Source organism: Streptomyces sp. NPDC058751 (assembly GCF_042746485.1).
In the GTDB taxonomy this organism is placed as follows: domain Bacteria; phylum Actinomycetota; class Actinomycetes; order Streptomycetales; family Streptomycetaceae; genus Streptomyces.
This window is the reverse complement of record NZ_JBHYPZ010000066.1, coordinates 17,654-44,007: the sequence shown is the minus strand read 5'-3', so window position 1 is coordinate 44,007 and position 26,354 is coordinate 17,654. Positions and strand designations below refer to the sequence as shown.

The following is a 26,354-nucleotide window of genomic DNA, read 5'->3' as shown; positions in this document are numbered from 1 at the left end:
GCGATGGCGTCGCCGCCGATGCCGCAGCACAGGTCGGCGACGGAGCGGACCCCCAGCGCGCGCAGCCGCTCGGCGCGGTGCACGGCCACGCTCGTGCGGGTGGACTGCTCGACCCCGTTGGGGGTGAAGAACACCCGCCGTCTCAGCGCATCCGCGGCAGGTGGCCGACGAGGGCGACGGCCGTTCCCAGGGCCAGGGCGCCGGCGAAGGTCCGGAGTCTGAGGTGGTCGTAGCGGTGCTGGTACTCCTGGCGGAGCTGCAGTGCGCGTCGGGCCGTGCGGGTGATCGCCGTCCGGGAGAGGTCGAGCTGGCGGCGGGCGAAGAGGTCGACCACCTCTTCCCGCTGGGCGGTCGTCAGCCAGTCGAGCTGATCGGCGAAGGACTCGGCCTCCGCGCGGGCCCGCTCGACCTCCCCCTGCCACAGCAGGTAGCCCTCCATCCTGGCGATGCCGTCACGGACCGAACCGCCGTCCGGCGGCTTCTCGGCACTCACGGCAGGCCCCTCAGCCCTGTGGCCCGGAGGGCCGGCGGGACCGCCCCTCCGGGCCGGGTTCCGAGGGTTCGAGCATGGCGATCTCCGGACGGTGCAGGTCGAAGGCCGGGGATTCGCTGCGGATCTTCGGCAGGGTGAGGAAGTTGTGCCGCGGCGGCGGGCAGGAGGTCGCCCACTCCAGCGAACGGCCGTATCCCCACGGGTCGTCGACCCCGACGTTCTTGCCGTACTTGGCCGTCTTCCACACGTTGTAGATGAACGGCAGGATCGACAGGCCGAGCAGGAACGCGGAGATCGTCGAGATCGTGTTCAGCGTGGTGAAGCCGTCGCTCGCGAGGTAGTCCGCGTACCGGCGCGGCATGCCCTCGACGCCCAGCCAGTGCTGCACCAGGAACGTGCCGTGGAAGCCCACGAACAGCGTCCAGAAGGTGACCTTGCCGAGGCGCTCGTCGAGCATCTTGCCGGTGAACTTCGGCCACCAGAAGTGGAAGCCGGCGAACATCGCGAAGACGACCGTGCCGAAGACCACGTAGTGGAAGTGCGCCACCACGAAGTACGAGTCCGAGACGTGGAAGTCCATCGGCGGCGAGGCCAGGATCACGCCGGTCAGACCACCGAAGAGGAAGGTGATCAGGAAGCCGACCACCCAGAGCATCGGGGTCTCGAAGGACAGCGAGCCCTTCCACATCGTCCCGATCCAGTTGAAGAACTTCACGCCGGTCGGGACCGCGATGAGGAACGTCATGAAGGAGAAGAACGGGAGCAGAACGCCGCCGGTGACGTACATGTGGTGCGCCCACACCGTCACGGACAGACCCGCGATCGCGATCGTCGCGCCGATCAGGCCCATGTAGCCGAACATCGGCTTGCGCGAGAAGACCGGGATGATCTCGGAGACGATGCCGAAGAACGGCAGCGCGATGATGTACACCTCCGGATGGCCGAAGAACCAGAAGAGGTGCTGCCACAGCAGGGCACCGCCGTTGGCCGGGTTGAAGATCTGCGCCCCGAACTTACGGTCCGCCTCCAGGGCGAACAGCGCGGCCGCGAGGACCGGGAAGACGAACAGGACCAGCACGGCCGTCAGCAGCACGTTCCAGGTGAAGATCGGCATCCGGAACATCGTCATGCCGGGAGCGCGCATGCAGATGATCGTGGTGATGAAGTTGACCGCGCCGAGGATCGTGCCGAAGCCGGAGAAGGCCAGGCCCATGATGCCCATGTCGGCGCCGATGCCCGGCGAGTGGATCGCGTCCGACAGGGGCACGTACATGAACCAGCCGAAGTCGGGGGCGCCCTGCGGGGTGAGGAAGCTGGCCGCCGCGATCAACGAGCCGAAGAGGTACAGCCAGTAGGCGAACATGTTCAGCCGCGGGAAGGCCACGTCGGGCGCGCCGATCTGCAGCGGCATGATCCAGTTCGTGAAACCGGCGAACAGGGGTGTCGCGAACATCAGCAGCATGACCAGGCCGTGCATCGTGAACGCCTGGTTGAACTGCTCGTTCGACAGGATCTGCAGGCCCGGGCGGGCCAGCTCGGCGCGCATGAGCAGCGCCATGATGCCGCCGACCACGAAGAACGCGAACGACGTCACCAGATAGAGCGTGCCGATCGTCTTGTGGTCGGTGGTGGTGAGCCACTTGATCACGACGCTGCCGGGCTGCTTGCGGCGTACCGGCAGCTCGTTCTCGTACGACTCGTCGGCTGCCGTGACGGCGGCCCGAGATCCGTTGGGGATGCCCACTGTTTGTTCGTCTCCGAGTTTTGCCGGTCCGGATCGGCCTGCTCAAGGCCCGACGCGACGCTACGGAAACCTGGGCCGATATCCACCAGGCTCGCCCGCTTCCAGCAGTATTCATACCGCTGTACGGCTTTTTGGCCCAATGTCGGGCATGCGCGCCGACGTGGCGGCGCGGCCCGCGACCGGGCCGGACCCCGCCCCGTTCAGCGCTCGCCGTCGGCGGTGGCCGGCCGTGCCGGTGCCCCGACGAGCATGGTCGGGGCGCCCGCCACCCGGGTCAGGAACACCGTCGCGGAGTGCGGGCCCTGCGGCTTGACCTTGCGGCGCAGCTCCTCCGGCTCGACGGCCGACCCGCGCTTCTTCACGGTCAGGACCCCGACCTCCCGCTCCCGGAGCAGGGCCTTCAACTTCTTCACGTTGAAGGGGAGCCGGTCGGTGATCTCGTACGCGGCGGCGTACGGGGTGGGGCGCAGCTCGTCCGCGGTGACGTAGGCGATCGTCTCGTCGACCAGCCCGCCGTCCAGCTCCTCGGCCACCTCGGCGACCAGGTGCGCGCGGATGACGGCGCCGTCCGGCTCGTACAGGTAGCGGCCGACCGCCCTGACCCGCGGGTCGGGCAGCCCGCGGCCGCGCAGCTCGCGCGGGCCCGGCAGCAGGGTGGCGCGCACCAGGCCGGGTTCGGTGCCGAACCAGAGCACCGCCTCCTTCACGTCCCCGCCGTCCGAGATCCACTCGGCCTCCGCCTCGGCGGGCACCGCCTCGTGCGGGATCCCGGGGGCGATCTTCAGCGCGGCGATCCGGGCCGTGAGGGCGGTGCCGACCGCCCAGGACAGTGGCGGCGAGTACGCCTCCGGGTCGAAGATCCGGCCCCGGCCGCCGCGCCGCGCCGGGTCCACGAAGACGGCGTCGTACGACGTGGTGTCCACCTCGGTGACGTCGCTCTCGCGCACCTCGATCAGGTCCGCGAGGCCCAGCGCGTCGGCGTTGGCGCGGGCGGCGGCGGCCGTCAGCGGGTCGCGGTCGACGGCCAGCACGCGGATCCCGGCGCGGGCCAGCGCGATGGCGTCGCCGCCGATGCCGCAGCACAGGTCGGCGACGGAGCGGACCCCCAGCGCGCGCAGCCGCTCGGCGCGGTGCACGGCCACGCTCGTACGGGTGGACTGCTCGACCCCGTTGGGGGTGAAGAACATCCGTCCGGCGTCCTCGGCCCCGAACTTCGCCACCGCCCGCTGCCGCAGCCGTGCCTGGCCGAGGGCCGCCGAGACCAGCTCGGCGGGGTGCTCGCGACGCAGCCGGGTGGCGACGGCCAGTTCCTGTGCCGGTTCGGTGGCGCGGACCTCGTCGAGCAGGGCGCGGCCCTCGGCGGTGAGGAGGGGGGCGAAGGAGACGTCGTTCACCCGGCCATTGTGGGCCAGTCGGTGGACGGTGCGCTTCCGGCGGCGGTGTCGGGCCCCTCGCGAGGGCGGTGAGCTGGGAGGATCCGGCTCCATGCGACCCGTACGACAAAATGACAAAACCGGTGTGAAGGGTGCTGTCGCGCGCCGGGGAGTCGGCGTGCCCGCCAACTTCCGGGGCCGCGGGCGGGGGAGGGGCGCCATGTCCGGCACGGTCCGCCGCTTCCCGGGGACGGTCGCGGCCGAGGGGTACGCGGTCGCGTGCCCGGAGGACCACCCGTGAGGGTGCGGGTGCCGGCCGCCGGGCTGCTCGTGGCGGTGCTGCTCAGCGGCTGCGCGCAGTCCGTCGACCCCATCGAGCGGCTGGGCAAGAAGGCGGCCCAGCGCGTCCGCCCGACCGAGTCGGCGTACCGCCGCTGGGGCCTGGCCACCCCGCTCGCCCCGGCGCCGGACGTGCCCGCCCGCGCCACCGCGCGCACCGCGGACACGGGCCTGCCGCCCGTCGTCGACCGGGTGCGCACCCCCGACAAGGTGGTCTTCCTGACGTACGACGACGGGGCCGAACGCGACCCGCGGTTCACCGACATGGTCCGTGAACTGCGCCTGCCCGTCAGCATGTTCCTCACGGACCGGGTCGCCGGACCCGGGTACGGGCGGCTCGCCCGGCTGCGCGCGGTCGGCGCGAGCATCCAGAACCACACCCTCGACCACACCGCCCTGCGCGGTCTGCCCTACGCCGGCCAGCGCGCCGAGATCTGCGGACAACAGGACAAGCTCGCGCGGCGCTTCGGCCTCCGGCCCCGGCTGCTGCGGCCCCCGTACGGCCGCTACGACGGCACCACCCTGCGCGCCGCCGCCGACTGCGGGGTCGCCGCGGTCGTCCTCGGCAGGACGGCAGACGCGCACCCGCTGCGGCCCGGCGACATCCTCTCCGGTCCCGCCGGGCCCGACCCCACGGGCGCCACGCTCCGTCTCCTGCGCCGGATCCAGCGCGAGGGCTTCACCCCGGCACGGCTGGAGGACTACCTCTAGGGGGTCCCGCAGGGGGGCCGGGAAGGGGCCATTCGGTGCAGGTCGGGCATCTTCCGGCCCACGCCACGACGACGCCTTTGGCACTCCGCTTGACCGAGTGCTAATCGCAGTCATAGTCTCAGGTCTGGCACTCCCCCCTGGAGAGTGCCAACAGCGACGGGCAGGTCCGGCACCCGCGACGACGGATCGACCTGGTCGCCACCTCAGACAGTTAACCCCGTGAGATCTCCGAAGGGGGAGGTCGGATCGTGACGACCGCCAGCTCCAAGGTTGCCATCAAGCCGCTCGAGGACCGCATCGTGGTCCAGCCGCTCGACGCCGAGCAGACCACGGCCTCCGGCCTGGTCATTCCCGACACGGCGAAGGAGAAGCCCCAGGAGGGCGTCGTCCTGGCCGTGGGCCCGGGCCGCATCGAGGACGGCAAGCGTGTCGAGCTCGACGTCGCCGTCGGCGACATCGTTCTCTACAGCAAGTACGGCGGCACCGAGGTGAAGTACAACGGCGAGGAGTACCTCGTCCTCTCGGCTCGCGACGTGCTCGCGATCATCGAGAAGTAATTCACCCGGTAAGGGAGTTCGGGGCCTTCCCCCGGACGACCCCGCACCGAGCATTGCAGTGAACCACGCCCCTGGCACCCGCGATCATTCCAGCCGGGAGCCGGGGGCGCGGTTCGTTTCTCCACATTTTCCGAGAGGGCTGAACCGCTTCCATGGCGAAGATCCTGAAGTTCGACGAGGACGCCCGTCGCGCCCTTGAGCGCGGCGTCAACAAGCTTGCCGACACGGTGAAGGTGACGATCGGCCCCAAGGGCCGCAACGTCGTCATCGACAAGAAGTTCGGCGCCCCCACCATCACCAACGACGGTGTGACCATCGCCCGTGAGGTCGAGGTCGAGGACCCGTTCGAGAACCTCGGCGCGCAGCTCGTGAAGGAGGTGGCGACCAAGACCAACGACATCGCGGGTGACGGTACGACCACCGCCACCGTGCTCGCCCAGGCGCTCGTGCGCGAGGGCCTGCGCAACGTCGCCGCGGGTGCCTCCCCGGCGCTGCTGAAGAAGGGCATCGACGCGGCCGTCAAGGCGGTCTCCGACGAGCTCCTCGCCACCGCGCGCCCGATCGACGACAAGTCCGACATCGCCGCCGTCGCCGCGCTCTCCGCGCAGGACAGCCAGGTCGGCGAGCTCATCGCCGAGGCGATGGACAAGGTCGGCAAGGACGGTGTCATCACCGTCGAGGAGTCCAACACCTTCGGCCTGGAGCTCGACTTCACCGAGGGCATGGCCTTCGACAAGGGCTACCTGTCCCCGTACATGGTGTCCGACCAGGAGCGTATGGAGGCCGTCCTCGACGACCCGTACATCCTCATCCACCAGGGCAAGATCAGCTCCATCCAGGACCTGCTGCCGCTGCTGGAGAAGGTCATCCAGTCGAACGCCTCCAAGCCGCTGCTGATCATCGCCGAGGACGTCGAGGGCGAGGCCCTGTCGACCCTGGTCGTCAACAAGATCCGCGGCACGTTCAACGCCGTCGCCGTGAAGGCCCCCGGCTTCGGTGACCGCCGCAAGGCCATGCTCGGCGACATCGCCACCCTCACCGGTGGTCAGGTCATCGCCGAGGAGGTCGGCCTCAAGCTCGACCAGGTCGGCCTGGACGTGCTCGGCAGCGCCCGCCGCGTGACCGTCACCAAGGACGACACCACCATCGTCGACGGTGCCGGCAGCCCGGACGAGGTCGTCGGCCGCGTCAACCAGATCAAGGCCGAGATCGAGAACACGGACTCCGACTGGGACCGCGAGAAGCTCCAGGAGCGCCTCGCGAAGCTGGCCGGCGGCGTGTGCGTGATCAAGGTCGGCGCCGCCACCGAGGTGGAGCTGAAGGAGAAGAAGCACCGTCTGGAGGACGCCATCTCCGCGACCCGCGCCGCGGTCGAGGAGGGCATCGTCTCCGGTGGTGGCTCCGCGCTCGTCCACGCCGTCAAGGTCCTCGAGGGCAACCTCGACAAGACCGGCGACGAGGCCACGGGTGTCGCGGTCGTCCGCCGCGCCGCCGTCGAGCCGCTGCGCTGGATCGCCGAGAACGCCGGCCTGGAGGGCTACGTCATCACCTCCAAGGTCGCCGACCTCGACAAGGGCCAGGGCTTCAACGCCGCCACCGGCGAGTACGGCGACCTGGTCAAGGCCGGCGTCATCGACCCGGTCAAGGTCACCCGCTCCGCCCTGGAGAACGCCGCCTCCATCGCCTCCCTGCTCCTCACGACCGAGACCCTGGTCGTCGAGAAGAAGGAAGAGGAAGAGGCCGACGCCGGTCACGGCGGCCACGGGCACTCCCACTGACGCACACCGGATCCGGTGCCGGGTCCCCGCACGGGGACTCGGCACCGAACCGGCCCGCGTAGCTTCGCCCCGCCGTTCCCACGGCGGGGCGAAGTGCTGTCCGGCGTCCTGGCCGGACACGAGCGTTCTTCGGACTGGTACCAGATTCTTGTACCAGTCGAGTGGTACCGTGAGGTCGTACCACTTCCTGGGAGGACGAGACCGTGGCCATCACCGCCAGCGAGGCCCGAGCCAGGCTGTTCCCGCTCATCCAGCAGGTCAACGACGATCACGAGCCGGTCGAGATCACCTCCAAGGGCGGCGACGCCATACTGATGTCGGCCGATGACTTCCGCTCCTGGCAGGAGACCGTCTACCTGCTCCGCAGCCCTGCCAACGCCGCCCGCCTCATGGCGGCCGTCGCCGAGGACAAGGCCGCCGAAACGCCGTTGGTCACCAGGTCCATGGACGAACTGACGGCCATGGCGGAGGACGGGGAGTGAGGGACGTACGGTTCCGTCCCACCGGCTGGGAGGACCTCCTCTACTGGCAGTCCGCCGACAAGAAGCTGTTCGGCAAGCTGGTCCGCCTGATCGGGGAGATCCAGCGCGACCCCTTCACGGGGATCGGCAAGCCCGAGCCGCTGAAGGGCGACCTGTCGGGGTACTGGTCGCGCCGGATCGACGACGAGCACCGGCTGGTCTACCGGGCCACCGAGAAGGAAATCGTGATCATCAAGGCCCGGTACCACTACTGAGGGGCCGCCGCGCGCCGAAACGGGCCCGTGCGGTGCCGTTCCGCCGCCGAACGGCGGGCCGCGGGAGCCGGCGGGGCCCACACGGGTGCAGTCGGGGGAGCGGGTCGGGTACGGCGAGGCGCAGATCGCGGCGGTGGAGCAGGGCGGCACATCCCGGAACCCGAGCCGATGCACTCAAAGGATCAGCTCGGGACGGCTTACGTGGAAGCGCACGACGTGAGCGCCCTGTACGCGCAGCCGAAGAAGGTCAGCCCGCTCGAATCAGTGGGCCGCGTTCGTGCGGATGGCCTCGCGCGGCCGACGTTGGGGGAGGGGCGGTCGGTCGTCGACCGCCCCGAGATCAGTCCTCCATCGCGTCCAGCGCGCCGATCCCCGCCATCAGGCCCAGCCTGTCGTACTCCCACCAGCCTTCGACGATCTTTCCGTCCTCGTTGCACCGGAAGATGGTCGAGCCGGTCATGGAGACCTGCTTCCCGGACGCCGGGATCCCCATGAAGTCGCCCGTGTGCGTGCCGCCCCAGGTCCACCGCGTGCAGACGCGGTCGCCCTCGGCGATCTGGTCCTCGATGGTGAACGTGAAGTCGAAGCCGCCGCGCCACATCTCCATCTCACGCCGTATGGCGTCGAGCCCGATGGTGTCCTGCTCGTTGGCGGGATCGTGGTCGTGGTAGCTCTCCGCCATGAGCCCGTCGAGCGGCGGCAGCTCCCCGGGGGCTCCCAGCATCTCGAAGAACCTGCGGATGTTCGCCGCGTAGAGCTGCTCGTCGCGCACCACGTCGAGGTCCGTGAACGTCGGCATGCCGTCGCAGAGCGCCACCATCTCCTGGAAGATCTCGTCGGTCTCCGCGAGCTTCGAGTTCCGCATCGCGTCCTCGTACGACGGGAACTCCACGATCTCCACGAAGTGACTCGCGTCGGAGCGGTCCTTGCCGATGACGCTGTGCGTCGCGGTCCGTTTCCCCTTGGTCTTCTCGACCCACGTGTCCATCAGCCGGTTCAACTCGTCGAACCGACTGGTTCTACAGTCAATCAACTGCATGAATGTCATGGCGCCGCCTCCGGCCCCTGGTCCGGTTGATCCACCCTCAATCCTCCCACCGGAGGGGCGGCACCACCCACCGCACGATCATCGCGGGCGACCGCCCGCGACCGCGCGCCCCGCCCGATCCCCTTGCCGGGAACCGCACATCAGCGGGGGCTCACCGAAGCGCATACCTCACTGGGGTCCGTACTTCCGGCCGGTCCTCGACGAGATCCCGCCCAGCATCGCCCGCGGCGTCACCTTCACCACGCCCATCAGCGCCTTGTAACGGGGGTCGGGGACGGACAGGGTCTTCCCGCGCGCCAGGTCGGCGAGCGCCGCCGCGACCAGCTTGTCGGCGTCCAGCCACATCCAGTTCGGGATGTTGTCCGTGCCCATCCCCGCCCGCTCGTGGAACTCGGTGCGCACGAAGCCGGGAGCCAGCGCCATCAGCCGCACCCCGCTGCCCGCGAGGTCCTTCGCCGCGCCCTGCGTGAACTGCACGACCCATGCCTTCGACGCCCCGTACGTGCCCCGCGGCACGAACGCGGCCACCGAGGCCACGTTGACGACGCCGCCCCGGCCGCGCTCCCGCATCGCCTCGGCCGCCGCCGACGTCAGCCGGAGCACCGCCTCGCAGTGCACCTTGAGCATCCTCAGCTCGTCCGCCATCGACACGTCCAGATAGCGGCCCTTGTTGCCGAAGCCGGCGTTGTTGACCAGCAGGTCGACCGGGTTCTTGCGGTCGGACAGGCGGACGGCGACCTCCTCGATGCCCTCGTCCGTCGCCAGGTCCGCGGTGAGCACCTCCGCCTCGATGCCGTGCAGGTCGTGCAGCTCGGTCGCCTGCTCCCGCAGCCGCTGCGTGTCCCGCGCCACCAGCACGAGGTTGTGCCCGTCCGCCGCGAGCCGCCGCGCGAAGGCGGCACCGATCCCCGCGGTCGATCCCGTAATCAGAGCCGTTGTCATGGCGCAAGGGTAGTGACCGGCAGGGTCTCCCGCCCCTCGGTGCCGCAGACCTCCCGCCCGCGTTCCGTACGTCCTCCGCACCCCGGGGCCGGTGCCGGGCCGCGCCTATCCGCCGTACTTCGCCACGTACTCGCGCGCCGACGCCAGCGCCTCCGGGTGCAGTGCGTCGCCCGCCGCCAACAGCCTCGGCAGCAGCTTCCGTTCGACCGTCGAGGCGCGGAACTGGAGGGCGACGGTGACGTCGTGGCCGGGCCGGTGCACGATCTCGACCGGGTCCCCGGGGCTGATCTCGCCGGGCTCGATCACCCGCAGGTACGCCCCCGGCGCACCCCGGTGCGTGAACCGCCGGACCCAGCCCTTCTCGCCGAGGTGCTCCTGGAAGGTGCGGCACGGGATGCGCCCGCAGGTGACCTCCAGGACGACGCCGGAACCCACCCGCCAGCGTTCGCCGATCAGCGCGCCGGACACGTCGACCCCCAGCGTCGTGAGGTTCTCGCCGAACACGCCGTTCGGCAGCGTCCGGCCGAGCTCGCGCTCCCAGTCGTCGAGGTCCTCGCGCGCCACCGCGTACACCGCCTGGTCGTCACCGCCGTGGTGCCGCAGGTCGCACACGGTGTCCCCGGCCAGCCCGCTCCCGCCGGTCCCCTTGGGCCCCGGCGCCGTCACGCGCACCGGTCCGTCGACCGGGTGCTTGTCGATGCCGGTCAGGCCCTCGGGCTGGTCCGTGTACGCGACGGCCCGGGCCCGGCCGACGTTCAGCGACAGAAGCTTCATGCGGTCAAGCTAGGCGATCCATGCCAAAGCGTCGATACGATATTCGGCACAGCATCCAAGACGCGCTTATGCTCGAAGGGTGATCGAGGCTCGTCATCTCCGCGTCCTGCGCGCCGTCGCCACCACCGGTTCCTTCTCGGCGGCGGGCCGCGAACTGGGCTGCACCCAGCCCGCCGTCAGCCAGCAGATGAAGGCGCTGGAATCGTCCGTGGGCACCCCGCTGCTCGTCAGGACGGGACGCGAGATGCGGCTCACCCAGGCGGGCGAGGCCCTGGTCAAGCACGCGGCGAGCATCCTCGCCGGCCTCACGGCCGCGGAGGAGGAGGTCGCCGCGATCGCCGGTCTGCGCGCGGGCCGCGTCCGTCTGGTCTCCTTCCCCAGCGGCAGTTCCACCCTCGTTCCCACGGCCCTCGCCGCACTGCGCGCCGCCCACCCCGGCACGCGGGTCTCCCTGGAGGAGGCCGAACCGCCCGAGTCCGTCGAGAAGCTGCGGGCCGGCGACTGCGACATAGCCCTGGCCTTCCGCTACGAGAGCGCCCCGGGCGCGGAGGAGTGGGACGACCTCGTCGTACGCCCCCTGCTGATGGACAGGCTCGTCGGCCTGGTGCCCGAGCGGCACCCGCTCGCGCGCGCGGAGTCCGTGGCGATCGGCGAGTTCGCCGGTGAGTCGTGGATCGCGGGCTGCCCGCGCTGTCGTGGCCAGCTCGTCGAGGTGTGCCGCGATGCCGGTTTCGAGCCCCGCATCGACTTCGCCACCGACGACTATCCGGCGGTGGTCGGGCTCGTGGGCGCGGGACTCGGTGTGGCCGTCCTGCCGGAACTCGCGATCGAGTCCGTACGGCCGAAGGGGGCTCGGACCGTGACGGTGGAGCCCGCGGTGCGCCGTGAGATCGTCGCCCTCACCCTCCCGGACCTCGCCGAGGTGCCGGCGGTGGCCGCGACGCTGGACCGGCTGGCACGGGCGGCGGCCCGCTAGGGCTTCACCCGTGGAGGAGCCGGGCGGTCTCCGCCGGGCTCAGTGCTTTCCGCGCTTCGTACGCGTCTGTTTCGCGCGCGTCTGTTTCGTGCGCATCCGCTTCGTGCGCGTCAGGCTTCGCGCACATCTGTTTCGTGCGCATCTGTACGTGCTTCCTCTGTGCATGCTTCCCGTACGCACCTCCAGGCCGTGCGCACCTACCTGTACGTACCGAACCCGTACGCACCTTCAGGGCAGAAACGTTCCTTCAGTTGTTCGAAGCGGAAGCGTTTCCCGTGGTCGCCGCCGAGACCAGTCGGTTGCGTGCCCGTCCCATGAGCTCTTCGCGCTCGTCCTCGGTCAGTCCGCCCCACACGCCGTACGGTTCGCGCACCGCGAGTGCGTGTGCCGCGCACTCCGCGCGTACCGGGCATCTCATGCAGACCTCTTTGGCCGAGTTCTCACGAGCGCTCCGTGCCGCACCACGCTCGCCTTCCGGGTGGAAGAAGAGCGAGCTGTCGACCCCTCGGCAGGCCGCGAGGAGCTGCCAGTCCCAGAGGTCCGCGTTCGGACCGGGAAGGCGGGAGAAATCTGCCATTGCGTGTCCCCTTGTTGCCGTTCTGGGATGCTCTGTGCCCACCGACCGTACATCTACGATCTAAGGAGATGAAAATATGACTCGTTGCGAATCTAGTCTCAGACACCAGCAAAAGGGAAGAAAACAGGCTAAATGGGGCACGGGTTGTAATGAAACGTCGAGGGTCGGCGCGCATGTCTGCACCGTGTCCGTGCCCTCACGTACAGTGCCGATGACGGCGGGCCGCCCCGTAACTCTTTCGAGTGACCATCGTTGAGATGGCTGAGGCGGTTGAAGGAACAAGCGCTCGGGTAGGCGGTCGTGTCCGTCTGCGAGTGTCGACCGCAAAGGTGACAATTCGTAACAGCCTGGAGGCTCAAGGTGACGTGCATCAGCTGCGGAGGACGGTCATGACATCCGTCCTCGTCTGCGACGACTCCCCGCTTGCCCGAGAGGCGCTCCGCCGCGCGGTCGCGACCGTGCCCGGTGTCGAGCGCGTGACGACGGCGGCCAACGGCGAGGAAGTCCTCCGCCGCTGGGGGGCCGACCGTTCGGATCTGATTCTGATGGACGTACGTATGCCCGGACTGGGCGGCGTGGAGACGGTCAGGCGGCTGCTGTCCGCCGACCCCGGTGCGCGCATCATCATGCTCACCGTCGCCGAGGACCTGGACGGTGTGGCGCTCGCCGTCGCCGCCGGTGCCCGCGGCTATCTGCACAAGGACGCCTCGCGGGCGGAACTGCGCGCCACCGTGACCCAGGCGCTCGCCGACCCGACCTGGCGGCTCGCGCCCCGCAGACTGCGTTCGGCGGAGATGGGCGCCGCGCCCACGCTCACCGCGCGTGAGATCCAGGTGCTCGAGGGAATGAGCCACGGACGCTCGAACGCCGAGATCGGCCGTGAGCTGTTCCTCTCCGAGGACACGGTCAAGACGCACGCCCGGCGGCTCTTCAAGAAGCTCGGCGCCTCGGACCGGGCGCACGCGGTCGCGCTCGGATTCCGGTGGGGTCTGGTCCGTTAGGTGACCGGCCTCGCGGGTGTGACATCGGTGGCCCCCGCCCGCCGGACGGCGGGCGGGGCCGGGCCCCCCGGGGCGGCCTCCTCGGCGCCCGGGCTCCGTTTCCCGGCGGATGCCGCATCCTTGAGGTGTGGAGTTCCTTGGGGACAAGTCGGTCGAGCGGAAGGGGAGGGCGCAGGAGATGAGTTCCGGCGCACCTGCTCATAACGCTTCGGTGCACAACTATGGACGCGGTGCCACGGACAGGACGACGCCGAGGCACCATGGACCGATGCGTGAAGACGAGACGACGGGGATCGGTGCGCTCGTCCTTCGCGCGGTCGACGGTGACGAACAGGCCACGCACGACCTGCTCGTCCACGTACACCCGCTCGCGCTGCGTTACTGCCGCGCCCGCCTCTCCCGGCTCCCGGGGGACGCGCGGCACTTCGTGGAGGACCTGGCGCAGGAGGTCTGCGTCGCCGTGCTCCTCGCGCTGCCGCGCTACAAGGACACCGGGCGTCCCTTCGAGGCGTTCGTCTTCGCGATCGCCGCGCACAAGGTCGCCGACCTCCAGCGCGCCGCGATGCGCCACCCGGGGTCCACGGCCGTCCCGTCCGACGAGATGCCGGAGCGGCCCGACGACTCCCTCGGTCCCGAGGAGCGCGCGCTGCTCAGCAGCGACGCCGAGTGGGCCAAGAAACTCCTGGCCAACCTCCCCGAGAACCAGCGTGAGCTGCTCCTCCTGCGGATCGCGGTGGGTCTCACGGCGGAGGAGACGGGTCAGATGCTGGGCATGTCCCCGGGCGCAGTCCGGGTCGCCCAGCACCGCGCGCTGAGCCGGCTGCGGGCACTGGCGGAGCAGTAGGACATCCGGATCCGGCCGTGGTGACGCGGCCGGGCCGGCCGGCTCCCGTCGAGCCGATCGGCGTGACTCTTTCCGGTGATGCCGGTCACGGGGCCGGAGGGCGGTCCCCTGGTCCAGGGCCCTCCTTCTCCGCAAATTGCAGGCAAAAGGTGACGGACCCGATGGCGTGGATCCGGCCACCCGGGCGGCGCCGTGCCGTCCCCGACGGACGGGGCGGCGGGCGGGTCCGAGGGCTGCCCGCCCCTGGCCGGGCGGCCCGAACGGACTCCGGAGCCCTTCGCCGGGCACGGGTCTGAACGGGAGAGACCGTCATCCCGTACGAACATACGAAGCCGAAGCCCACCCTCAACCGTGGAATGAGAGAGCCATGCTTCCCGTTAGCATGGACATCCGCACCGATCAAGGCCATTTGGGGAAGGTGTCATGACTGCCAACGTCGACGGAGTGCCCGCCAAATTCGCGACCCTGGGGCTGACCTACGACGACGTGCTGCTGCTGCCGGGAGCCTCCGAGGTGCTCCCCAACGCGGTCGACACCTCGTCCCGGATCTCCCGCAACGTCCGGGTCAACATCCCGCTGCTGTCCGCGGCGATGGACAAGGTGACCGAGTCCCGCATGGCGATCGCGATGGCCCGCCTGGGCGGCGTCGGCGTGCTGCACCGCAACCTGTCCATCGAGGACCAGGTCAACCAGGTCGACCTGGTCAAGCGGTCCGAGTCCGGCATGGTCACCGACCCGATCACGGTGCACCCGGAGGCGACGCTCGCCGACGCGGACGCCCTGTGCGCCAAGTTCCGCATCAGCGGTGTCCCGGTCACCGACCCGGCGGGCAAGCTGCTCGGCATCGTGACCAACCGCGACATGGCCTTCGAGAGCGACCGCACCCGTCAGGTCCGTGAGGTCATGACGCCGATGCCGCTGGTCACCGGCAAGGTCGGCACCTCCGGTGTCGAGGCGATGGAGCTGCTGCGCAAGCACAAGATCGAGAAGCTTCCGCTGGTCGACGACGCCGGTGTGCTCAAGGGCCTGATCACGGTCAAGGACTTCGTCAAGGCCGAGCAGTACCCGAACGCCGCCAAGGACTCCGAGGGCCGGCTGATCGTCGGTGCCGCCGTCGGCGCCAGCCCGGAGGCGCTGGAGCGCGCCCAGGCCCTGGCCGCGGCCGGCGTGGACTTCCTGGTCGTCGACACCTCGCACGGCCACAACAGCAACGCCCTCAGCTGGATGGCGAAGATCAAGTCGAGCGTGTCCGTCGACGTGATCGGCGGCAACGTCGCCACCCGCGACGGCGCGCAGGCCCTCATCGACGCCGGTGTGGACGGCATCAAGGTGGGCATCGGCCCCGGTTCGATCTGCACCACGCGCGTGGTGGCCGGCATCGGCGTCCCGCAGGTCACCGCGATCTACGAGGCGTCCCTCGCGGCCCGTCCGGCCGGGGTCCCGCTGATCGGCGACGGCGGCCTCCAGTACTCCGGCGACATCGGCAAGGCACTGGCCGCCGGCGCCGACACGGTGATGCTGGGCAGCCTCCTCGCGGGCTGCGAGGAGTCCCCGGGCGAGCTGCTGTTCATCAACGGCAAGCAGTTCAAGTCGTACCGCGGCATGGGCTCGCTGGGCGCCATGCAGTCCCGCGGCCAGGGCCGGTCGTACTCGAAGGACCGCTACTTCCAGGCCGAGGTCGCCTCCGACGACAAGCTCGTGCCCGAGGGCATCGAGGGCCAGGTGCCCTACCGTGGTCCGCTCGCCAACGTCCTGCACCAGCTCGTCGGCGGTCTGCGCCAGACCATGGGCTACGTCGGCGCCGCCACCATCGAGGAGATGGAGACGAAGGGCCGCTTCGTGCGGATCACGTCGGCGGGCCTGAAGGAGTCGCACCCGCACGACATCCAGATGACGGTCGAGGCGCCGAACTACAGCCGGAACAAGTAGTCAGCGGCTTCGCACAGGGCGGCCCCGGGGTTTCCGGGGCCGCCCTCGTCGTGCGTGTCGGCGATACTGGAAGACGCTGAAACGCATCAGGGAAAGGCCACAACGTGACTGAGATCGAGATCGGGCGCGGCAAGCGCGGCCGCCGGGCGTACGCCTTCGACGACATCGCCGTCGTCCCGAGCCGTCGTACGCGGGACCCGAAGGAGGTCTCGATCGCCTGGCAGATCGACGCCTACCGCTTCGAGCTGCCCTTCCTGGCCGCCCCCATGGACTCGGTCGTCTCCCCGGCCACCGCGATCCGCATCGGCGAGCTGGGCGGCCTGGGCGTCCTGAACCTGGAAGGCCTCTGGACGCGGTACGACGACCCGCAGCCGTTGCTCGACGAGATCGCCGGGCTGGACTCGGAGAGCGCGACCCGCCGCCTCCAGGAGATCTACGCCGCTCCCATCAAGGAGGAGCTGATCGGGCAGCGCATCAAGGAGGTGCGCGACGCCGGGGTCGTCACCGCCGCCGCCCTCTCCCCGCAGCGCACGGCGCAGTTCTCCAAGGCCGTCGTCGACGCGGGCGTGGACATCTTCGTCATCCGCGGTACGACGGTCTCCGCCGAGCACGTCTCCGGTGCCGCCGAGCCGCTGAACCTGAAGCAGTTCATCTACGAGCTCGACGTCCCGGTGATCGTCGGCGGCTGCGCCACGTACACCGCGGCGCTGCACCTGATGCGCACCGGCGCGGCCGGCGTCCTGGTCGGTTTCGGCGGCGGCGCCGCGCACACCACGCGCAACGTGCTGGGCATCCAGGTCCCGATGGCCACCGCCGTCGCGGACGTCGCCGCGGCCCGCCGCGACTACATGGACGAGTCCGGCGGCCGGTACGTGCACGTCATCGCCGATGGCGGTGTGGGCTGGTCCGGCGACCTCCCCAAGGCCATCGCCTGCGGCGCCGACTCGGTGATGATGGGCTCCCCGCTCGCGCGCGCCACCGACGCGCCGGGCCGCGGCCACCACTGGGGCATGGAGGCGGTGAACGAGGAGCTGCCGCGCGGCAAGAAGGTCGACCTCGGCACCGTCGGCACCATCGAGGAGATCCTCACCGGCCCGTCGCACATCCCGGACGGCTCGATGAACATCTTCGGCGCCCTGCGCCGCGCGATGGCGACCACCGGCTACAGCGAGCTCAAGGAGTTCCAGCGCGTCGAGGTGACGGTGGCGGACTCGCAGCACAAGCGGTAGCCGCACGCCGTTCCACCGGCGCTCACGCCGTACGCGGGAAGGGCCGCACCGACTCGGTGCGGCCCTTCCCGCGCGTCCGGGTCCCGCCGGCCGTTCGCCGGGCGGGGTGTCCCCCGGTTCAGAGCCGGTGCGCCGCCCCCGTCGGGGTCGCTCCCCTGGTGTCCAGCAGGAGCTGGGCCTTCACGGACAGCCCCTGCAGGTCGTACGTGCGGTGCTGCTGGAGCAGGATCGTCAGGTCGGCGTCGGCCGCGGCCTCGTAGAGGGAGTCCGCGCGCGGTACGGGCCGCCCGAGCACGCTCCAGGCCGGTACGTACGGGTCGTGGTAGCTGACGGAGGCGCCGAGCTCCATGAGCCGTACGGCGATCTCGTGGGCGGGGGCGCCCTGTTGGTCGGCGGTGTCGGCCTTGTAGGTGACGCCGAGGAGGAGCACGCGCGCGGCCCGGGCGGACTTCCCGTGCTCGTTGAGCAGGGCGGCGGCGCGCTGGATGACGTACCGGGGCATGTGGTCGTTGACCTGCCGGGCCAGTTCGACCATCCGCAGCGGGCGTCCGGAGGGGCCGCCGAGGTCCTGGGCGAGCCCGTGGCCGCCGACCCCCGGGCCGGGCCGGAACGCCTGGAACCCGAACGGCTTGGTCTCCGCGCAGCGGATGACGTCCCACAGGTCGACGCCCAGGTCGTGGCAGAGCACGGCCATCTCGTTGACGAGCGCGATGTTGACGTGCCGGAAGTTGGTCTCCAGGACCTGCACGGTCTCCGCCTCGCGGGGACCGCGCGCGCGGACGACCTTGTCGGTGAGCCGTCCGTAGAAGGCGGCGGCCGACTCGGTGCACGCGGGGGTGAGGCCGCCGATGACCTTCGGTGTCCCGGCGGGGGTGAAGTCGCGGTTGCCGGGGTCGATGCGGCTGGGCGAGTAGGCGAGGTGGAAGTCGCGTCCCGCGCGCAGCCCGGAGCCGGTCTCGAGCAGGGGGCGCAGGAACGCCTCGGTGGTGCCGGGGTGCACGGGCGATTCCAGGATGACCGTGGTGTGCGGGCGCAGCCGTGCGGCCAGGGTGCGGGCCGCCGACTCCACCTGGCCGAGGTCCAGGGCGCCGTCCGCGCCGGGCGGGGTCGGGGCGCAGATGACGGCGGTGCGGACGCGGCCCAGCTCGGCCGGGTTCGTGGCCGGACGGAAGCCGCCCGAGAGCATCCGGCGCAGTTCGGCGGGGGTGAGGGAGCCGCCCTCGGGTCCGGTTCTGTAGCCGAGGGTGGAGATGCCGGCGGCGACGGCGGCCTGGGCCAGGGGCAGGCCGAGGTGACCGAGTCCGATGACGGCGAGGTCTGCGGGCATGGAGTGGGCCGTCCTTCCCAGTAACCGATGCGGGACAGGTGCGCAAGCCCTGTGGACAGGATGGGCGAGAGCAATGTCAGACTAGGAGTAAATATGACCGATTTGCGGGATTGATCGATCAAGATTCCCTGCGCGTCGCCCGGAGTTGTCCACAGGCCGAGGACGGACGGTGGCCGATGAGGGGAGGGACGGTCAGACTTGGGCAGAGGGGACGGGAGCCGGCGTCGCCGGACGGGTGTGGTCAGCGCGACCTACAGCGGGAGGCAGCGGTGAGGACAGCGACACTGGGGCCGGCGGAGCGTGCCGAGTCACTGGCGGGCATGACCGAGGGCGAGCTGGACGTGCTGGTCGTGGGCGCGGGCGTGGTCGGCGCGGGCACCGCGCTGGACGCCGCGACACGCGGTCTGTCCACCGGACTGGTCGAGGCGCGTGACTGGGCGTCGGGCACGTCGAGCAGATCCAGCAAACTGATCCACGGCGGCCTGCGGTATCTGGAGATGCTGGACTTCGCGCTCGTCCGCGAGGCGCTGAAGGAGCGCGGCCTGCTCCTCGAACGGCTCGCGCCGCACCTGGTCAAGCCCGTCCCGTTCCTCTATCCCCTGCAGCGCAAGGGCTGGGAGCGGCTGTACGCGGGCTCCGGCGTCGCGTTGTACGACGCCATGTCGATGGCCCGCGGTCACGGCCGGGGCCTGCCCTCCCACCGCCATCTGAGCCGCCGCCAGGCCCTGCGCGTGGCACCGGCCTTGAAGAAGGACGCGCTGATCGGCGCCCTGCAGTACTACGACGCCCAGATGGACGACGCCCGCTATGTGGCGACCCTGGTGCGCACGGCGGCTTCGTACGGGGCGAAGGTCGCCAACCGCGCTCGGGTCACCGGGTTCCTCCGCGAGGGCGAGCGGGTGGTCGGGGCCAGGGTGCGCGACGTCGAGGGTGGCGGCGAGTACGAGGTGCGGGCCCGGCAGATCGTCAACGCCACGGGCGTGTGGACCGACGACACCCAGGCGATGGTCGGGGAGCGGGGCCAGTTCCACGTCCGCGCCTCCAAGGGCATCCACCTGGTCGTGCCCAAGGACCGCATCCACTCCTCGACCGGTCTGATCCTGCGCACCGAGAAGTCCGTGCTGTTCGTGATCCCGTGGGGCCGCCACTGGATCATCGGCACCACGGACACCGACTGGGACCTGGACAAGGCCCACCCGGCCGCGTCCAGCGCGGACATCGACTACCTGCTGGAGCACGTGAACTCGGTGCTCTCCGTGCCGCTCACCCGCGACGACGTCGAGGGGGTGTACGCGGGGCTCCGGCCGCTGCTGGCCGGGGAGTCGGACGCCACCAGCAAACTGTCGCGCGAGCACACCGTGGCCCACCCGGTGCCCGGACTCGTGGTCGTGGCCGGCGGCAAGTACACGACCTACCGGGTGATGGCCGAGGACGCGGTGGACGCGGCGGTGCACGGTCTCGACCAGCGCGTCGCCGAATGCGTCACCGAGGACATCCCGCTGCTCGGCGCCGAGGGCTACCGGGCGCTGTGGAACGCGCGGGCGCGGATAGCCGCGCGCACCGGCATCCATGTGGCGCGCGTGGAGCACCTGTTGAACCGGTACGGGGCGCTCGCCGAGGAACTCCTCGCCCTCATCGCCGCGGACCCCTCGCTCGGAGCGCCCATGCCCGCCGCCGAGGACTACCTCCGTGCCGAGATCGTCTACGCCGCCTCGCACGAGGGCGCCCGCCACCTGGACGACGTCCTGACCCGGCGCACCCGCATCTCCATCGAGACCTTCGACCGGGGCACCCTCAGCGCCCGTGAGGCCGCCGAGCTGGTGGCACCGGTCCTCGGCTGGGACAAGGACCAGATCGAGCGCGAGGTGGAGCACTACGAGAAGCGGGTCGAGGCCGAGCGGGAGTCCCAGCGCCAGCCGGACGACCTGACGGCGGACGCGGCCCGGCTCGGGGCGCCGGAGATCGTGCAGTTCTGACCGTCCCGCGCCGCCCGGGTCCGTCACGTATCACTCGAACGGGCTTGCTGAGCCGGGACCTTCGACCGGACCCCGGCCGTTCTGCGGGGTTCGGGGACAGGACTCGGCGGCGAGCAGGGCCGCGTGGAAGCGGTTCGGGCCGGCCGGCGTGCTCACCGGCTCACCCGCCGCGCCGGCCGAGAGCGGGGCCGGCGCCGGCTCCGGCGGGTCGGGCGGAACCGTCACGAGCAGCGCCAGGGGCACGGGTATGGCCAGAAGTGTCCGAGGTGTCCGGGGCGGTGGCGTCGGGGGCTCCTTCCTCGTCGCGGCCCGTCATGAGGCACGCCGCTGTGCCCCGGACCCTCGCGGAGTCCGGTCCCGGAAACGGGCGCGGCGGGCCCGAGGCCCTGCGGTTGCTGGGCGGTCGGCGGGTGCGGGGCGCCGCCGCGGACGGGCCGGCGGCGGCGCCCGGACGTCTCACTGGCTGAGCTGTTGCGGTTCCAGGGGCCCCCAGGGCACTGGGCACTTGTCGGGTGAGGGACAATGGAGGCTCTGTCAGGGCGGGTTGCATGAGGGGACGCATGTCGGAGGCGGAGCGGGCGGGAGCATCCCGTCAGGACAAGAGCGAACGTCTCCTCGCCGGGCGGTACCGGCTGGGGGACGTTCTCGGCCGCGGCGGCATGGGCACCGTGTGGCGCGCCGAGGACGAGACGCTCGGCCGTACGGTCGCCGTGAAGGAACTCCGGTTCCCGTCGGCCATCGACGAGGAGGAGAAGCGCCGGCTGATCACGCGCACGCTGCGGGAGGCCAAGGCCATCGCGCGGATCCGCAACAACGGCGCGGTGACGGTCTTCGACGTGGTCGACGAGGACAACCGGCCGTGGATCGTGATGGAGCGCATCGAGGGCAAGTCCCTCGCCGAGGTCATCCGCGAGGACGGACTGCTCACGCCGAGGCGCGCCGCCGAAGTCGGGCTCGCCATCCTCGACGTGCTGCAGGCGGCGCACCGTGAGGGCATCCTGCACCGCGACGTGAAGCCGTCGAACGTGCTGATCGACCATGACGGCCGGGTCGTGCTCACCGACTTCGGCATCGCCCAGGTGGAGGGCGACCCGTCCATCACCTCGACCGGCATGCTCGTCGGCGCGCCCTCCTACATCTCGCCGGAGCGGGCGCGCGGCCACAAGCCCGGACCCGCCGCCGACCTGTGGTCGCTGGGCGGTCTGCTGTACGCGTCGGTCGAAGGCGTTCCGCCGTACGACAAGGGCTCCGCCATCGCGACGCTCACCGCGGTGATGACCGAGCCGGTCGAACAGCCCAAGAACGCGGGCCCGCTGGAGAAGGTGATCTACGGCCTGCTCGTCAAGGACCCCGAGCAGCGGCTCGACGACGCGGGCGCACGGGCCATGCTCAACGAGGTGCTGAGCGCGCCCGACCCCGAGCAGGACGTGCCGGAGCCGCCGGACGCGACCAAGGTCGTGGCCATGCCGCCGCTGCCGGAGGAGCCGGCGCGGCTGCGCGGGGCCCTGCGTTCGGTGCGCAAGGCCGCGACCGCGGCCGGTGCCGCCACCGCGGCGGCCACCTCGGCGGCGACGGCCCGCGCCAAGACGGCCGGCGGTCCGGACTCCGACCGGGCGGAGGGAACCGGGACGGGCCCGGGGGCCGGTGCCGACGCGGGCCCGGCCGGTGGCGCGTCGGCGTCCACCGCCGCGGCGAGCCCGTCCACGCCGGGACGGACGAACGGTTCCGGCACCAAGCCGGTGAACTCCGGTGCGGCGGCGGGCGCCGGAGCCGCGGGCGGTACGCGCGGCGGCTCGGGGTCCGGGTGGCCGGTGGCCCCCGAGCGCCCGGCCCGCCCGGCGCCGAAGGCCTCGCTGACGGATGTCGTTCCGCTGCGGACACTGGTGATCGTCGCGGTCGTCGTGGCGCTGGCCGTGATCGGCACCGTTCTCGCCGTCGTGTTCGGCGGCGGGGACGACAGCGACGCCAAGGGCGACGACAACCGCGTCAAGGCGACCACCTCCAGCGGAGCGCCCGCAGCCGGCGGGAACGGCGGAGGCGGCGGCGAGAGCGGCGACAAGGGCGACGACGACGCCGCGCACACCGACGGCGGCGACAAGTCGGGATCCGACTCCGGCTCGGACGGCGACGGCACCTCCTCGGACACGGACACGGGCGCGAGCTCGTCGGACGGTTCGGGCGGCGACGGCAAGGAGTCGGGCTCGGGTTCCTCCGCCGTGACGACGTACAAGGGCGGCCAGGGCTTCACGATCGGGCTGCCGAAGGGATGGGAGTACGAGTCCCAGGACGCCGCGGGAGCCCGGTTCACCGGTCCCGGCGGACAGAAGCTCCTCATCGGCTGGACGTCCACGCCCAAGGACGACCCGGTCGCGGACTGGAACAACCAGGAGCGCTACATGACGCGCTCCCAGTACAAGAAGATCCGCATCGAGAGCGTGAGCTACCGCGGCTGGAACACGGCCGACTGGGAGTTCACCTACGTGGACGGCGGCACCAAGTTCCACTCGATCGACCGGGGCTTCGTGGTGAACGACCATCAGGGCTACGCGCTGATGTACACGGCCAAGGACTCCGCGTGGAACAGCGCGCTGCGCAAGAGCACGTGGGCGACGCTTGCGAAGACGTTCCAGCCGAAGTCGTGACGTACCGCTCGCCGAAGTGACGTTCCGCGACGAACGATGCCCGAGATCTCGCATCCCCGCTCTGCGGGTTGCCTCGGGCACGTATCGTGAGTGGTTGCGGACCGAACGAAGCCACAACGGAACGCACGGCGAACGGAATTGACCAACCGGTCGGCTGGGGGAGCATCGTGGACGACTACGCGGGACGGGTGCTCGCCGACCGCTACCGCCTGCCCCTGCCGCCGTCCGACGAGTACGAACTCGCCGAGAGCCGGGCCTTCGACACCTACAGCGGGCAGGAAGTCCTGGTGCGCCAGGTGCCGTTGCCCGAGGTCGTCGAGGCCGAGGTGCTCGACGCGGACGGGCTGCCCGACGGGTTCGTGGCCCGGGACGGCGGGGTGCGGCGGGCGTCGGCCCGCACCACCCGCCGGACCGTCGAACCGGCGGTGCTGCGCGCGATCGACGCGGCGCAGGCGGCCGCCCGGATTCCCGACCACCCCCGGCTCGACCAGGTCTTCGACGTGTTCGCCGAGGGCGGTTCGCTGTGGATCGTCAGCGAGCTGGTGTCCGCGCGGCCGCTCGCCGCGCTGCTCGCCGAGAAACCGCTCAGCCCCTACCGGGCGGCCGAGGTCGCGGCAGACGTCCTGACCGCCCTGCGGGTCCTGCACGCGCACGGCTGGGTCCACCGGAACATCACCGTGCGCACGGTGCTCGTCTGCGACGACGGCCGCGTCCTGCTCACCGGGCTGGCGGCCGGGGCCGCCGAAGAGGCGCTGTGCGGGTACGACCCGGTGCCCGCGCCGGAGGGTCACGGACCCGGCCCCCGGGCCGGGCAGCCCGGCGACGCCGGCCGGGCCGGAACGGGCGCTCCCCGGGCGGCCGGCGGGCGGGGCCCCGGCGGTGGCGGACCCGGCGGCGCCGCGCGCGGTGTCGCCGTGGCGGCCACGAGCGGCGCCGACGCCGAAGCGGCCCGGCGTGCGGCGATCGAGGCCCGGGCCGAGCAGGGAACACCGGTTCCCGGGGCACCGGTGCCCGGGGCGCCCGCGGCGGGCCGGGGACCGCGTGCCCTCGAAGCCGGCGGTCCGGCCGGTCCGGGCCGGCCGACGGGAACGGCCGGGCCGCACGGCGGACCGGAGACGGCCGGGCAGGGCGAGGACGCCGGGGACGACATCCGCGCCGCGCGCGCCGGGGCCATCGCCGCGTACCGCGCCGGAGCACGTGCCGCCGCCCGCGTCCAGGGGGAGCGCCGTGGTGACCCGCTCGCCCTCCCGGCGTCCAGGCCCCCCGCCCCCGGTGAGCGGACCGGCCAGGACGGCCGGTACGGAGCCGACCCGCAGACCCAGGCCCACCCCCAGGCCCACCCCCAGTCCCAGCCGCCCGGCCAGGAGCAGCAGCGCAGCGCGCCCCCGGGGCAGATAGCCGACCCGTACGGAGTCGGCGGCACCAGCAGGTACGGAGCGCAGCCACGGCCCGGCGGGGACGGCGGCCGGACACACCCCACACTCCCCTCGGCCCCGGGCGGCGGCGTACCGGCGGCGGGCGACACGGCGTACGGCCGTTCCGCGTTCGTTCCCGGACAGGCCCCTCACGGCGCGGGACGCGACGGCCGTCCCGGTGTCCCGGCTCCCGGGCGGTCCCCCGACGGCGGGCGGACCCCGGACGAGGGTCGTCTCCCCGGCGGGTTCCAGACGCCCGGCGGCACCCGGGCGCCGGTACCCCCCGGCGGAACCCAAGTGCCCGTACCCCCCGGCGGATTCAGCGACCCCGGGCACGCGCGCACGCCCGGTCTCCTCCCGCCCCCCGACCACACCAGGGCGCCCGGTGCCCCGCAGGGCCTCGCCCCGCACGACTCCGGCCGCCCCGGCGGCGGCTGGGGCGGTCCGGTCGCCGGGGCGCCGCCGCGCCGGGGACCGGCCACCGCGCTCGCGGCCGAGCGGGCCCGGCAGGCGCGGATGGCCGTGGTCGGGCCGGTCACCGAACGCTGGGCGCCGGAGCAGGCCGGACCGGTGCACGAGAACTGGCAGTTGGCGGCCCCCATCGGACCGGCGACCGACCTGTGGGCGCTCGGCGCGCTGCTCTTCCGCGCCGTGCAGGGACACGCCCCGTACCCGGAGGAGAACACCGCCGAGCTGGTCCAGCTGGTGTGCGCGGAACCGCCCGCCTTCGCCGAGGAGTGCGGCCCGCTGCGGCCCGTCGTCGAGTCGCTGCTGCGCCAGGACCCCACCGAGCGGCTCGACTTCGAGGAACTGCGCGGCTGGCTGCGGTCGTTGGTGCGGTCCGCGCCGGAACCGGAGGCCGGGACCCACGTCGTGCCCGTGCCGCCCGTCGACCCGAGCCGGCTGCCGATCGTGCGGCGCAGGGGCGAGCTCGTCCGCAGGCGCCGCGCCGGGCTGCCCGCCACCAGCCCGCACGCCCGCCACAAGCGGGCCAGGCGGGAGAACCCGGCGGCCCCCCGCAAGCTGGGCCGCAACCTGCTCCTGCTGATCCTGCTCCTGCTGGCCGCGGCGGTCACGTACGCCGTCGTCTTCATGCCCAAGGCGGACCCGGGGGGCACCGACGACGCGCGGACCGGCACCGCCGGCCAGGCGGACCCCGCCACCCGGCCCGGCGGCGGCCCGGCGACGAGCACCGCGCCGGACTCCGACCCGACCTCGCCCGACCCCGGCGACAGCCCCTCGGGGAAGTCGAGTTCCGCCTCCTCGCACACGACCCCCGATACCGGCGTCGCCGATGGATTCACCCTCCGCAAGGACCCCGAGGGGTTCCAGGTCGCCGTGGCGAACGGCTGGACCCGTTCGCCGAAGAACGGACGCGGCCAGGTCGTCTACTCCCGGGGGGACTTCGAGCTCATCGTCGTGCCCGGGCGGGACGGCACGGCCACGTACGGCAGCGACCCGATGACCTACCAGCGCGAGAGCGAGAAGGAGTTGCAGCCCTTCAGGGACTCCACCTGGGCGACCTCCAGCGGGATGCGGCGGATCGACGTGGGCGGAAAGGCCATGGCCGAGGGGCAGTTCACCTGGCAGGACTCCGCGGGGCGTTCGCTCTACGTCCGCAACCTCGCCGTCCTCGTCTCCGGGCACTACCACGTGGTGCAGGTGCGCGGCCCGGACGCCGAGCGCGACGAGGTGTCGCGGCTCTACGAACAGGCCTCGTCGACGTACCGGGTCGGACGCTGAGGCCCCTTCCGCGCGTCACACGGCGTGTTCGGGCAGATGAGGACGGTCGAACCCCGAACGGTTCCCTCCCTTACCGGGAAGGGACAACCGTCACAGTGAGGTCTCCGTACGACCCCACTTGTTCCCTGGTCGGGCACCGCTCTTTAGTCTGGCCCTGTCAAGACCATTGCGGGGAAACGTGAATCAGACGCAGGGCCTGC

General features: G+C 71.6%; 21 protein-coding genes and 1 pseudogene. 13 read left to right on the top strand and 9 right to left on the bottom strand.

What is annotated here, in order from left to right:
* From ACFW6B_RS38645 to ACFW6B_RS38630, 4 genes and pseudogenes are all read right to left on the bottom strand, one after another.
* Positions 1–137 (bottom strand): annotated as a pseudogene (locus tag ACFW6B_RS38645) (SAM-dependent methyltransferase); the annotation flags it as partial.
* 5 nt (positions 138–142) lie between these two features.
* Entirely contained in the window at positions 143–493 is a 351-nt protein-coding gene (locus tag ACFW6B_RS38640; RefSeq protein WP_386604110.1) for a hypothetical protein, read from the bottom strand.
* A 10-nt stretch (positions 494–503) separates the two neighbouring features.
* Positions 504–2,237 (bottom strand): cytochrome c oxidase subunit I, encoded by a 1,734-nt coding sequence (gene ctaD, locus ACFW6B_RS38635; RefSeq protein ID WP_386604108.1) that lies wholly within the window; start codon positions 2,235–2,237, stop codon positions 504–506.
* 200 nt (positions 2,238–2,437) lie between these two features.
* Positions 2,438–3,631, bottom strand: a complete 1,194-nt coding sequence (locus ACFW6B_RS38630; protein WP_386604106.1) for a methyltransferase domain-containing protein — start codon at positions 3,629–3,631, stop codon at positions 2,438–2,440.
* A gap of 276 nt (positions 3,632–3,907) precedes the next feature.
* Between ACFW6B_RS38630 and ACFW6B_RS38625 the strand changes: the two genes are divergently transcribed.
* The 5 genes from ACFW6B_RS38625 to ACFW6B_RS38605 all read left to right on the top strand — a co-directional run bounded on the left by ACFW6B_RS38625 (position 3,908) and on the right by ACFW6B_RS38605 (position 7,731).
* Positions 3,908–4,660, top strand: coding sequence for a polysaccharide deacetylase family protein (locus ACFW6B_RS38625; RefSeq protein ID WP_386604104.1), 753 nt, complete (start codon positions 3,908–3,910; stop codon positions 4,658–4,660).
* A 248-nt stretch (positions 4,661–4,908) separates the two neighbouring features.
* Positions 4,909–5,217, top strand: coding sequence for a co-chaperone GroES (groES, locus tag ACFW6B_RS38620; protein WP_037626893.1), 309 nt, complete (start codon positions 4,909–4,911; stop codon positions 5,215–5,217).
* Between the two features lie 152 nt (positions 5,218–5,369).
* On the top strand, positions 5,370–6,995 hold the full coding sequence (gene groL / locus ACFW6B_RS38615; RefSeq protein WP_386604101.1) for a chaperonin GroEL: 1,626 nt from the start codon (positions 5,370–5,372) through the stop codon (positions 6,993–6,995).
* A gap of 203 nt (positions 6,996–7,198) precedes the next feature.
* Positions 7,199–7,477, top strand: a complete 279-nt coding sequence (locus ACFW6B_RS38610) for a type II toxin-antitoxin system Phd/YefM family antitoxin (protein ID WP_386604099.1) — start codon at positions 7,199–7,201, stop codon at positions 7,475–7,477.
* The gene (locus ACFW6B_RS38605; RefSeq protein ID WP_386604097.1) at positions 7,474–7,731 is read left to right on the top strand and encodes a Txe/YoeB family addiction module toxin; all 258 of its coding nucleotides are present in this window, start codon (positions 7,474–7,476) and stop codon (positions 7,729–7,731) included. Before ACFW6B_RS38610 ends, ACFW6B_RS38605 begins: the two co-directional genes overlap by 4 nt.
* A gap of 340 nt (positions 7,732–8,071) precedes the next feature.
* Here ACFW6B_RS38605 and ACFW6B_RS38600 read toward each other — a convergent pair whose 3' ends face one another.
* From ACFW6B_RS38600 to ACFW6B_RS38590, 3 genes are all read right to left on the bottom strand, one after another.
* On the bottom strand, positions 8,072–8,779 hold the full coding sequence (locus ACFW6B_RS38600; protein ID WP_386604094.1) for an ester cyclase: 708 nt from the start codon (positions 8,777–8,779) through the stop codon (positions 8,072–8,074).
* 168 nt (positions 8,780–8,947) lie between these two features.
* Positions 8,948–9,721 carry an SDR family NAD(P)-dependent oxidoreductase gene (locus tag ACFW6B_RS38595; RefSeq protein WP_386604092.1) on the bottom strand — a complete coding sequence of 258 codons (774 nt, stop codon included), beginning with the start codon at positions 9,719–9,721 and terminating at the stop codon, positions 8,948–8,950.
* Positions 9,722–9,826: 105 nt separating this feature from the next.
* Entirely contained in the window at positions 9,827–10,495 is a 669-nt protein-coding gene (locus ACFW6B_RS38590; RefSeq protein WP_386604090.1) for an MOSC domain-containing protein, read from the bottom strand.
* Positions 10,496–10,574: 79 nt separating this feature from the next.
* On the opposite strand from ACFW6B_RS38590, the gene ACFW6B_RS38585 reads away from it, so the two are divergent.
* Positions 10,575–11,471, top strand: coding sequence for a LysR family transcriptional regulator (locus tag ACFW6B_RS38585; protein ID WP_386604088.1), 897 nt, complete (start codon positions 10,575–10,577; stop codon positions 11,469–11,471).
* A gap of 247 nt (positions 11,472–11,718) precedes the next feature.
* On the opposite strand, the gene ACFW6B_RS38580 is transcribed toward ACFW6B_RS38585, so the two are convergent.
* Complete coding sequence (locus ACFW6B_RS38580) at positions 11,719–12,048, bottom strand: WhiB family transcriptional regulator (protein WP_386604085.1); 330 nt, start codon at positions 12,046–12,048, stop codon at positions 11,719–11,721.
* A gap of 389 nt (positions 12,049–12,437) precedes the next feature.
* Here ACFW6B_RS38580 and ACFW6B_RS38575 point away from each other — a divergent pair, with 389 nt between their 5' ends.
* From ACFW6B_RS38575 to ACFW6B_RS38560, 4 genes are all read left to right on the top strand, one after another.
* Entirely contained in the window at positions 12,438–13,049 is a 612-nt protein-coding gene (locus ACFW6B_RS38575; RefSeq protein ID WP_003948568.1) for a response regulator transcription factor, read from the top strand.
* Positions 13,050–13,317: 268 nt separating this feature from the next.
* Positions 13,318–13,893: a sigma-70 family RNA polymerase sigma factor gene (locus tag ACFW6B_RS38570; RefSeq protein WP_386604083.1), complete on the top strand. Its 576-nt coding sequence runs from the start codon at positions 13,318–13,320 to the stop codon at positions 13,891–13,893.
* Positions 13,894–14,316: 423 nt separating this feature from the next.
* The gene (gene guaB / locus ACFW6B_RS38565) at positions 14,317–15,822 is read left to right on the top strand and encodes an IMP dehydrogenase (RefSeq protein ID WP_386604081.1); all 1,506 of its coding nucleotides are present in this window, start codon (positions 14,317–14,319) and stop codon (positions 15,820–15,822) included.
* 104 nt (positions 15,823–15,926) lie between these two features.
* Complete coding sequence (locus tag ACFW6B_RS38560; protein WP_386604079.1) at positions 15,927–17,051, top strand: GuaB3 family IMP dehydrogenase-related protein; 1,125 nt, start codon at positions 15,927–15,929, stop codon at positions 17,049–17,051.
* A 118-nt stretch (positions 17,052–17,169) separates the two neighbouring features.
* Here the strand turns inward: ACFW6B_RS38560 and ACFW6B_RS38555 are convergent, their stop codons facing one another.
* Positions 17,170–18,378 (bottom strand): nucleotide sugar dehydrogenase, encoded by a 1,209-nt coding sequence (locus ACFW6B_RS38555; RefSeq protein ID WP_386604077.1) that lies wholly within the window; start codon positions 18,376–18,378, stop codon positions 17,170–17,172.
* A gap of 269 nt (positions 18,379–18,647) precedes the next feature.
* Between ACFW6B_RS38555 and ACFW6B_RS38550 the strand changes: the two genes are divergently transcribed.
* The 3 genes from ACFW6B_RS38550 (at position 18,648) to ACFW6B_RS38540 (ending at position 26,154) form a co-directional block, all read left to right on the top strand.
* On the top strand, positions 18,648–20,354 hold the full coding sequence (locus tag ACFW6B_RS38550) for a glycerol-3-phosphate dehydrogenase/oxidase (RefSeq protein ID WP_386604075.1): 1,707 nt from the start codon (positions 18,648–18,650) through the stop codon (positions 20,352–20,354).
* Between the two features lie 560 nt (positions 20,355–20,914).
* Positions 20,915–22,996 (top strand): serine/threonine-protein kinase, encoded by a 2,082-nt coding sequence (locus ACFW6B_RS38545; protein ID WP_386604073.1) that lies wholly within the window; start codon positions 20,915–20,917, stop codon positions 22,994–22,996.
* Positions 22,997–23,163: 167 nt separating this feature from the next.
* The gene (locus ACFW6B_RS38540; protein WP_386604071.1) at positions 23,164–26,154 is read left to right on the top strand and encodes a protein kinase; all 2,991 of its coding nucleotides are present in this window, start codon (positions 23,164–23,166) and stop codon (positions 26,152–26,154) included.
* Positions 26,155–26,354: the final 200 nt, after the last annotated feature.

Coding starts and splice junctions, on each gene's coding strand:
- ACFW6B_RS38590 (WP_386604090.1), bottom strand. CDS start 10,495: ATGAAGCTTCTGTCGCTGAACGTCGGCCGGGCCCGGGCCGTCGCGTAC.
- ACFW6B_RS38575 (WP_003948568.1), top strand. CDS start 12,438: ATGACATCCGTCCTCGTCTGCGACGACTCCCCGCTTGCCCGAGAGGCG.
- ACFW6B_RS38595 (WP_386604092.1), bottom strand. CDS start 9,721: ATGACAACGGCTCTGATTACGGGATCGACCGCGGGGATCGGTGCCGCC.
- ACFW6B_RS38580 (WP_386604085.1), bottom strand. CDS start 12,048: ATGGCAGATTTCTCCCGCCTTCCCGGTCCGAACGCGGACCTCTGGGAC.
- ACFW6B_RS38600 (WP_386604094.1), bottom strand. CDS start 8,779: ATGACATTCATGCAGTTGATTGACTGTAGAACCAGTCGGTTCGACGAG.
- ACFW6B_RS38555 (WP_386604077.1), bottom strand. CDS start 18,378: ATGCCCGCAGACCTCGCCGTCATCGGACTCGGTCACCTCGGCCTGCCC.
- groL (WP_386604101.1), top strand. CDS start 5,370: ATGGCGAAGATCCTGAAGTTCGACGAGGACGCCCGTCGCGCCCTTGAG.
- ACFW6B_RS38570 (WP_386604083.1), top strand. CDS start 13,318: ATGCGTGAAGACGAGACGACGGGGATCGGTGCGCTCGTCCTTCGCGCG.
- guaB (WP_386604081.1), top strand. CDS start 14,317: ATGACTGCCAACGTCGACGGAGTGCCCGCCAAATTCGCGACCCTGGGG.
- ACFW6B_RS38545 (WP_386604073.1), top strand. CDS start 20,915: ATGTCGGAGGCGGAGCGGGCGGGAGCATCCCGTCAGGACAAGAGCGAA.